Here is a 10257-nt window from a genome sequence, read left to right on the forward strand (position 1 = left end):
GCCCTCTCTTTTTAGCTATTTAGACCAAATCAACTATAAAGCTCTAAGTGTACGAAGACAACCTCTAGTCACATTTTAAGAGAGAACATATGCAAAGATATACTAATTTATTATTTCTGTTTTTATTATTGATAATTAAAGTAAAAGCAATGGATGAGCATTTACCATTTATTAAAAAATGTAATTTTATAGAGGCTCAAGAAAAAAAATCCGGAAGTCTTATGATTAAATCATCTCCCTCTAGGCAAGAGCATTTTACTTTTAAACAAGTAACATTAGATGATGTACCCTTATTACAAAAATGGTTTAACGAGCAGCATGTAAGCACGTGGTGGCCAGTACCTAAAGAAAATGAAGACTTCTTTACTGATTTTTTACCTCGAATGCGTAAAGAAAATATGCCCTATATAGCTATACTTGGCAACCTGCCTTTAGGATATATTCAACTATATCCTGTAGATGCAACAGAAACATGGCTACAATCAGCATCATTACCTAGCAACACTTTTGGCACTGATCAGTTTATAGCTCATTCTGAGTATATAGGCAAGGGATACGGAACACGTATGCTTAACGACTTCATCTGCTATTTAATTGCTCAAGATAGGAGCTTAAGCAGCTTTATTGTAGATCCAAGCCCAGACAATATCGGTGCTATCAAATCTTATGAAAAAGTAGGCTTTAAAAGTATAGGTATACTAGAAGCACCTTGGGGTTCCGCTTTGCTTATGCACTTGTCTCTGAACTATTAATCAACTTTATAAGACGTGTCGGAGATGCCACATCAATACCGTTAATACGTAGGATTCGCACAAGCTCTAACCGAACATTTGAAGCTATCTCAAATTGATCAAGTACTTTATCAGGACTCAAAAAACCACGTACCATAAACTGAAAGCCATTATCAGTGAAATTCTGTAACCAGACTATTGGATTAGGGCTTTTTAAAATATGAGGATTACCATCAAGTACCTGTGTAAAAAGCTGTTTGACCACTGCTGGATCAACTGAGTAAGGTACGGTAAGAAGAATATCATCAAATGCAAAAAACGTTCTTGAATAGCTCCAGTTTGTCACTGGGCGTGTCATAACATGGGAGTTAGGTATAATAACCGTAACACTATTTTTTCTGCGTAGTACTACTGAACGCAAAGTAACATGACGCACTACTCCAGTTACATCTTCATCAATACGAATAAGATCCCCTATTTTAATAGGCCGTTGCACTAAGATAATAAAATATCCTATAAAATCGGTAATAATCTCTTTACCAGCGACTCCCAGACCACCAATAATAGCAAAGATATATAACAGCGACGAACTTAATCCTATACTTTGCAGCCCGATAACAATAGAAGCCAGTAGTATACAGTAACGTGTCAACGACAGTAATGCACTTTGTACGCCAATATTAACCAGCAGTAGGTCAAACATACGGCGTAATATAAAGCGATTAACTACATACGCTAAAACTAGTCCGCCAATAAGATATAAAACAACTTGAGCTAAATCAAGTGAAGTAATAAAGTAGGTTCTTCCGGTAACAGCATCTTGTACTGGGTAAATACCTTTATGGAGCCAGTACGAAATAAGCCTAAAGCCTACAGGGTATCCCAACAAATTAGCAGCTAAAATAAAGCCACAAGCTACAAAAAATAAAAAACTTGCTATGACAAAGAATCCGTATGCAGTTCTACCATACGAGAAACGCTCTTTTATAACTTCTCCATCAGAATAGAAAAAGAAATTACCCGATATACGCTTAAGTTGCGCCTGAACTGCACCAAAAAATGGTATAAGCAATAGTATAAGCGCTAAGCGAGAAATAAGATAAAAGAACTGAGGGCCATACCCAATATAAGGGTTACTCATAACAATAATAAACAGAGCTATACCAAAAAATAGGTAATAATATTTTTTAACATGCTCTTGGACCCACTGCCATAAAGGCGTTGTTGTAGGAATTAAAGATACAATCTGTTCGCGACCTATAAAGCAGATAACAGCAATCTGCAGCAGCACAAAGTTAAGAGCAAGTAATGTACCAGGTACTGTTGATTTAGCATAATGAGCAAGCATAAATGCTTGGCGCACAAACAATATTACAATAGTAGAATACAATAAACTAGAAAGTATAAATAACGATCTGCGTTGATATTTTTTACCGGTAAACAAGTAACTACGTTGCATGTTAACACGCAGTATGTAACGCATAAACCGTGATGCATACCACAGAAAAAAAGGTATCGAAAGCAAATAAAACCACATACCCGTGTGAGGATCTTTAATCCATCTATAATACACTGATAAAAACCCAAGCGCCCAGAGAAAAAGAGCAAAAAGATGTTTATTAATAAAGGCAAGCATGACAGCAATAAAGCTTGTAATACGGTAGCCTATACCATAATCAGGACCAATAAGATTTAAAAAATTACGCACATCAGGTAAATATAACTTACAGAGTAAAAACAGAAGACTCAGGATGATGATTTTCAAAAGCAGCGGCAATAACAGTTGTGGCTGCTGCTTATACTCTGCAACAGTAGCTTGAAGAAACTGTTGATTTAAGTGAAGGCTCTCACCTATATCTTTTTGAAGCACATACTGAAAAAACTTTTTCATATCAGGTACAAATGACTGTAAACCACGCCATAAGGGTAAACGAGGGCCACTCCATTGAAGCTTATGCTTAAGTTCATCAAGCATTGCATCAATCTTTTTTAATGTAGCAGTACGCAAGTTGGTAATTTTAGCATACAGCTCAATAAGCTGCGCTATAACTTCACCGCGTCGTGGTGTATCATCTTCTGCTTCATCTTTAAGCTGTACTGCGTAACGCGCATACTCTAAATTTTTATTTTTAAAAAGCGTATTTTTTTGCTCTTTAAACAGTTTAAGTTTATTTTTTATGGTATCAGCTAAACGAGCATTTGCACTAAGCGCTTGTGCAGCAGCAGTCCGTTTATCACTTAAAGCCGACAAAAAAGCTTGAATATCAGTTTTTATTTTTTCGTACTGCTTGGTTTCTTTGGCTATATCATCATCGCCTGAAAAAGAGCCACTCGTTAGCTTTTTCCACGAATTAATAATAAGGGCTTGAACCTCTTTTTCGCTTATTTTAGCTTTCTCATAATCAGTACGAGCAAGTAAATTTTCTTTGCCTATCTCAACTTCATAGGTGATATGATTAAAGAGTCTACCTATCTCAATTGCTGCATGCCAGGTAGAAAGCGAAGTAGGAGCATACGTCCAGTTTTCCATAGCCAGTACATCAGCATCAGAGAGAGTATACTGTTGTTTATACTGAGCTATTTGATGCTCTTCGTTTTCTTTAAGTATATCAAGACCGCCAATATGCTGGGCATTTTCTTCTTGAATTTTACTTGACTCTTGTATTTGTTGCTTTAAAAAAAGATCTGCAGCTTGCACATCTTTGTCATCTATAATAATTTCGCGCTTAATACGATTATATTCTTTTTCTATAATCTCAAGCTGCAGTTGTGTGATTTTAATCTGTTCTTCAACTAATTTTATTTTATAGTTAATCTCTATTATCCGCTCGTCAGCAAGATCTTGTTTGTAACGTGCTAATTTTTCTTGTTCGTCAAGCAATTCGCCCATTTGTACCAGGCTTAGCCCAGATTTAGGAGAGTTCTCGCTTTTAAACTCTTTTTGGTCACGTTTTTTATCTTCATATTCTTGGCGAGCAAGAGACTGATTTTTTTTGCGATTTTCTAAATCTATAGCAGCTTTTTTAAGCTTTTCTTCTAATGCCCCTAAATCACCTTCATAATTTAAAAAAAGATCATGTATTTTTTGAAGATCTTCAAACGAATATAATGATTTATCAGGTAGTGCTATATTTTTGTTTTTAAACTCAGGATCTTGTTGGTATTCTTGCAGTAGTTTACTATGAGCATCAATAGTAGTAATTATGTTTTGACAAGCACGCTCAGTATCATCAAGCACCTGGGTTTCTTGAGCTATAATAGTACTTTTCTGTTGTACGAATTCAGCTTCAGCACCTTTAGCTGTTTTTATTTTTTGTTTTAATGTATTCGCCTGAAGACGCGCTTGATCTGACTGCACCTTAAATGAAAGCATTTTTTCTTCAAAACTGCTTTTTTCTTTTTGCAATCTATCGCTGTCTTTTTTTATACTTTCAGCAAAGCTTGTAGGCGACTCTATTTTAAACAAAGAAGAAAAAGGGCCTAATGCTGCTTGAGCATAAAAACTAAAAATTAAAACTAAAATGCTTATACTACTATATCTTTTATTCATGTACATCCAACTTTTTTAAAAAATCGATCGTTTTCAAGCGGTATCCATAAGGGTGAGCGCTGATACAACCAAGTAGCCATCTTTTTAATTGCTTATATCCATTACCAGCCAGCTTTTCACTCAAGCTACCCTCAACACTACTATCGTTAGGCCCCAAAATCAAGCGTAAAAATCGAGCGTCATACGAAGCTCTATCAAAAGGATACAACCCTATTTTTTGGAAAAACTTACTTAAAAAAATTTTTTGAGCTCCGGTCTCTTTAAATAACTCTGGCATCGTATACAACAACTGCACCAAGTCAACTATATCGTCTGACTCTTGGTTTAAGGGTAAAAAGTAATAGCAGAGCTCAAGCACATGATGCAAAAATGGCAAATGAGCTACACCCCAATGAAAAGGAACTTCAAGAAGCTCTACCTGAGAAACGCTCTGGGTAGATCCCCATGTACGCACCATGCACTGCACCAATGCGCCATTACTTAAACGCTCTGCTATAGCACGCGGCACAACCGCATCTATACGACCTTTACCGCTTATAAGTAAAGAAACTTTTTGCGAGTAAGGCATATACGTACGTAGCACCAGCGCTTGGGAAATTAAACTCGCCATAAATAATACAAACTTACATAAATAAACGGGGACAAAATATTCTTTTATATTTTATAAGTATACTCTTTTTTGACGTTTTTGTCATCTGTATTTTAATCTGTTTGACTTGTTTTATGCAAGCTCATTCTTCTTAAAAAGGGTTCCATTGAGGGCTTTCTTCCTAAAAAGCTTTCAAGGAGCTCAAAGGGGTTGCATGAGCCACCTTTGCTAATAATAGTATCAACATAGCAAGCTCCTATACTTTCTAAACTTTCGCCTGCTTGATTACGCTTTTTAATAGTATCAAATATATCAAGAGCAAACACTTGAGCCCAGAGGTAACTATAATATTTGGCACCATAACTAGTCAAATGATCAAACGAGGCATACGAGTGATCAAGGTCACTAAACGCTATACTCGTTCGTATACGTCTAAATAATCGTCTATGTATAGCAAAAACATCTTTTTTAGCACCCTCTTTAAATAGATTTAAAGACAAATACGCTAAATAGCATTGTTCCAATATCGTATCTGCGCTGTCATAGTGCCTGAGCTGCTCAAGAGCAGAAAGTATATTTTTTGGCAGCTGTTGGCTTGTTTTATAGTGGCAGCTTACCTGTGCAAGTACCTGCTCATCAGAAAGCCATTCTTGGAGCATTTGAGACGGCATCTCAACAAAGTCACGCTTTACACGAGAGCCTGATTGTAAGGCAAGTGGTTGTGCACCAAGCAATGTATGCATAGCATGACCAAATTCATGAAAAAGAGAGGCAACTTCTTGACGACGAAGTAATGACGGCTTATCTTGGGTAGGGCAAGCTAAACTTGCAAAAATAACGGTTACACCAGGAAGTAGCGCTCCATTAGTATCTTTTACGCAAGGCATAATAGGCTGTTCAAGCATATAAAAATATTTATTTTCTCGTGCAAAAAGATCTAAAAGTATAAAGCCTCTCAGCATACCCTCTTTATATACTTCAAGCGCACGTACTTCCGGATCCCATGCTTGTAGAGTTACTTGCTTAAATGAAACTGAAAAAAACTCTTGATACAATAACAAAAGATTTTTAAAAACCTGCTCAAAAGGAAAATATTCTGAAAGCACTGCTTCATCAACACCAAGCACATGCGTTTTATAATAATTTTTACAATATAACAGATCCCAGGGCTTAATACGCCCTTCTGACGTTAAGCTTACATCTTGAGGTAAATGGCGAGCAAGTACAGCAATTTCTTCTTTTATTTTAAGGTGACACTGATTAATAATAGTATCTACAAAGCTTTCAACCCGCTCAATAGTACCAGCCATTTGCGTACTAATATCTAATTGAGCAAAGCTAGCAAAGCCTAGTAATTGAGCACTTTCATCGCGTAGTGCTATAATCTTTTCAAGCGTTACGCCATTTTGTGGATAAGCACAATTGACTGCCATCCTCCAAAACGCTTTACGGGTTTCTTCTTGAGTACATCTTTCTGAAATATAAGTATCAGCCCTTAAAGCAAAACGACCATCACGATCGCGTCTTAAGTATTTTAAATAATGGGTATCAATACCTCTTAGTTGGTTCGATCTTACATGTACAACATGCTGGTCACTCATCATATTAGCCTCAAAGTCTGCACTTGCTGCTCCAAGTTTGCCGTACACAGATTTAAGACGATCTTGTTCTAAGGGCGATAAGTGAAAACCATTAAAGTAATAGTCTTCTAAGATGGTTTTTATAAACAGCTTTTGAGCACTCGACAAGATACTTGCATCACCCTGCTGCACATATTGTTTAATAAGTAGATACAATTGCTTGTTATAAGCTAGATTTTCGTTAATAAAAACCTCAATACGCTCAATTTCACTTTCTATAACTTGTTCAAGATGATTTTGACTGTTAGCCATTTCAAGTACACGTAAACGTGCTATAAGCGCATTAGCCAACGATTGTACTGTATCAAACGGCTGTACCGTTGTATTAAAAGTATTATGAGAGACTGCCTGCATAAAGCTATCATCCATTAATTCTTTTGCTCTTGAAAGCATGTCTGAATTATATTCATAAATAGTATGAACATCCTGAGCAAAAAGCTTTTCAACGTCTTGTATGGTACTTATTTTTAGTAACATTACTCTCCTTTTTCAATACCCTTTTTAGGCTTAGATGCCAAGATTTTTAAAAAATGGCTCTGTACGAGGCTCCCGGCCTAGAAATGCTTTTAATAGTTCGTCTGGATGCTTACTGCCACCAGGCTTTAAAACCGTGTCTATGTACTTTTTACCTGCTTTACTGTTGGTAAGCCCCATTGCTTTAATAGTATCAAACATATCAAGAGCAAATACTTTTGACCATAGGTAACCATAGTATTTAGCACCGTATCCAGTTAAATGACCAAACGATGCATAATCATGATTTTCAGAATAATAGGCAACATCATCAAATGTTTGGTTAAAAATAGTATGGGCAACTTCAGATACATTTTTATAAGCTCCAGCCTTAAACAATTCTAACGATAGTAGACTATAATAAGCTTGTCGCTGTACCCAATAGCCTGAGTCAAAATTTTTAAGCTTAAGTATACGCTCAATTAACTCATCAGAAAGCTGTTCACCCGTTTTATTATGCTTGCTTATTCTTTTAAGCATCTGTGCGTCCCACATCCATTCTTCAAGCATTTGGGAGGGCATTTCTACAAAATCACGCTTAACATTAGTGCCAGAAAAAGCGCCTAACTCAGTTGAGCCTAATAACCCATGTAATGCATGACCAAACTCATGAAAGAACGTTATAACATCGTTTCTTTGAAGCAACGAAGGCACCCCAGGAAGCGGTCTAGGAAAATTAGCAATTACTACACCTAAAGCAGGATAATAATCACCTGACACCGTGGTTATAGTAGGGACAACACCCATATAGCAGGCATGAGTAAATTTGCCTGGTCGTGGAAATAAATCAAGAAGCAATGTCCCTAAAAGTGTTTGACCATTATACACGGTAATATATTCAACATGTTCATGCCACAAAGTGTTGAGATGCTCTTTTTTAAAAGTTACTCCTAAAAATTCACTGTAAATAGAAAGCAACATATCAAGTGTATGCTCAAGAGGAAAATACTGAGCAATTTCTGCTTCATCGATAGCTAAATATTTTTTTTTGTAGCTTGATTTAACATAAGCCATATCCCACGGATTAAACTTACCTTCAGCTGTAAGCATTACCCCTTCAGGTAAATTGCTTTTTAACTCATTCATTTCTTGAGCAACCTTTTCTTTGCAGCGCTCTATAAGCTCATATAAAAACGCTTCTGCTTTTTCGGGGTTTTGTACCATTTGATTAGCAGTATCTAAGTGTGCAAAACTGTTGTAGCCTACTGCATGAGCCCATTCGTCACGGAGCGCAATAATTTGAGCAAGCTCTTCTTCATTGGTAGGATAGGCACGATTGACAAACGTTTGCCATAATTTTTTGCGTGTTTCTTCTACGCTACAATTTTCCATAACGTTAAAATAGGTGGGATAATCAGTACCCAAAATAACATTTCTATCAAAATCTTCACTTAAGCCGAGAATAAAATCTTCTGAAAGTCCTGTAAGATCCTGTTTGGGTACTGCAGTAGAGCGAGTATCTTGAGAAATATTTCTATCAAAGGTCAAAGCGCGCTCACCGAGCTCTTTTTGTATGTTTTTAAGACGATCTTGTGTCTGATTATCTAAATGTAAACCATTACGCTTATAAGCATCAATCTCTTCTTGTAAAAAATAGCGCTGCTCAGACGTAAGAGCAGTGTCAGCTTGAGCTTTTTGGTTATAGCTTTTTAAAGCACTATACAATTTTTGGTTTTGAGAAAAGTTATCTACTGCAAATTGTTGCAGCTTAAGCGTTGCATGATGTGCTGCATTACGCATAGTATCATCTGGGTGTACCATTTCTATGGTTTGCAGCACAGCTGAATGTATCATAAAACGGGTACCAACAGTATCAAGAGCACGCGCAGTATTATCAAATGTTTGCTCTGACTCGAGTACTTGATATATCTGATCTAAACCTTGAAGTGCTTGTTCTAAAGCTTTTTTTGAAAGCGCATCAATAGCTTGTGTTGTAGTGACAAATAGGTCGCTTACTTGTTGTGCTGTTGTTATACGGGGTATCATGCTTTTTCCTAGTAGTATATATTTTTAATTTTTGTTAAACGCCCAGATCTTTAAAAAATGCATCTGAGTTAGGCGCTCTCCCTAAAAAGTTTTGTAGTAATATAAGCGGCTCTTGACTACCCCCTGGAGCAAGTACATCGTTGCTGTAGCGCTCGCCCATTTTAGTATTTAACAGCCCTACTTTTTTTATAGCGGCAAATAAATCTAGTGCATACACTTTAGACCATAAATAAGCATAATATTTGGCACCGTAACCCATTAAGTGGCCAAAAGCTGCATATCCTTTACTTTCAGGATACAGTGCTATATGCGGTCTTAATTTTTTATGAAGCTCTTGCCAGAGTACATCGCTTTCAGGACTTCCTGCTTTAAATAATTCTAAAGAAAAAAAGCTATAAAACAGTTGTCCTTGAATGTGATCACCTTCATTAAAGTTTTTTACTTTTTCTATGGCTTCAATCAGCTCATCAGAAAGGGGTTCTCCTGTTTTATAATGCTTGCTTACCATTTTGAGTATTTGGGGGTCCCACATCCATTGCTCAAGCATTTGTGAAGGCATTTCAACAAAATCAGTCTTAACATGAGCACCAGAAAAGCTTGCCAGTTCAGTTATACCCAGTAAGCTATGAAGCGCATGGCCAAATTCATGAAAGAAAGTTATAACGTCACAACGCTTAAGCAAGGCAGGACAGGTTGATGTAGGCTTAGGAAAGTTAGCAATAACTACAATAACCGACGGATGCAAGGTATTTGCCTTACGCACAGCAGGCACGATCCCTACTTGGCATGCATGGCTATACTTATGAGCACGAGGAAACAGATCGAGTAACACAGTACCTATAAACTCTTGATTTTTATATACTTTGAGTAGTTCAACTTCAGGATGCCATAAACCGGCCACTGGTTCTTTTTTAAACGTTACACCGAAAAATTGCTCATAGATTTCGAGTAATTTATCTAATGTATGCTCAAGGGGAAAATAGTTTGCTATTTTTGTTTCATTAAGAGCTAAATACTGTTTTTTATAGGCGTTTTCAATAAACCCTCTATCCCAAGGCTTAAACTGGTTATGCGTAAGTTTAATATGCTGAGGTAAATGCGCTTTTATATGCTCTACCTCTTGCGCAACTTTTTGTTCGCAGCGAGTTACTAATTCACTTAAAAATGCTGCTACTTTTTCTGGAGTTTGAGCCATTTCACCATCAATATCAAGATGAGCATAATCTTTAAAACCAATAATATGTGCCA

6 protein-coding genes are annotated in these 10257 nt (G+C 36.7%); 1 reads left to right on the top strand and 5 read right to left on the bottom strand.

The window, feature by feature from the left end; all coding sequences use genetic code 11:
* The first annotated feature begins 89 nt into the window (after window positions 1–89).
* Window positions 90–752, top strand: a complete 663-nt coding sequence (locus H0X48_04915) for a GNAT family N-acetyltransferase (GenBank protein MBA3954630.1) — start codon at window positions 90–92, stop codon at window positions 750–752.
* Here the strand turns inward: H0X48_04915 and H0X48_04920 are convergent.
* The 5 genes from H0X48_04920 to H0X48_04940 all read right to left on the bottom strand — a co-directional run.
* Complete coding sequence (locus H0X48_04920) at window positions 727–4281, bottom strand: mechanosensitive ion channel (protein MBA3954631.1); 3555 nt, start codon at window positions 4279–4281, stop codon at window positions 727–729. The genes H0X48_04915 and H0X48_04920 overlap by 26 nt on opposite strands.
* Window positions 4274–4891, bottom strand: a complete 618-nt coding sequence (locus H0X48_04925) for a hypothetical protein (protein ID MBA3954632.1) — start codon at window positions 4889–4891, stop codon at window positions 4274–4276. Before H0X48_04925 ends, H0X48_04920 begins: the two co-directional genes overlap by 8 nt.
* Window positions 4892–4983: 92 nt before the next feature.
* On the bottom strand, window positions 4984–6987 hold the full coding sequence (locus H0X48_04930; GenBank protein ID MBA3954633.1) for a hypothetical protein: 2004 nt from the start codon (window positions 6985–6987) through the stop codon (window positions 4984–4986).
* A 30-nt stretch (window positions 6988–7017) separates the two neighbouring features.
* Window positions 7018–9009: a Zn-dependent oligopeptidase gene (locus tag H0X48_04935; protein MBA3954634.1), complete on the bottom strand. Its 1992-nt coding sequence runs from the start codon at window positions 9007–9009 to the stop codon at window positions 7018–7020.
* Window positions 9010–9043: 34 nt separating this feature from the next.
* A partial coding sequence (locus tag H0X48_04940) for a hypothetical protein (GenBank protein MBA3954635.1) occupies window positions 9044–10257 on the bottom strand: 1214 nt, incomplete at its 5' end.

This window comes from Candidatus Dependentiae bacterium (assembly GCA_013821315.1).
GTDB lineage: Bacteria > Babelota > Babeliae > Babelales > Babelaceae > JACDHA01.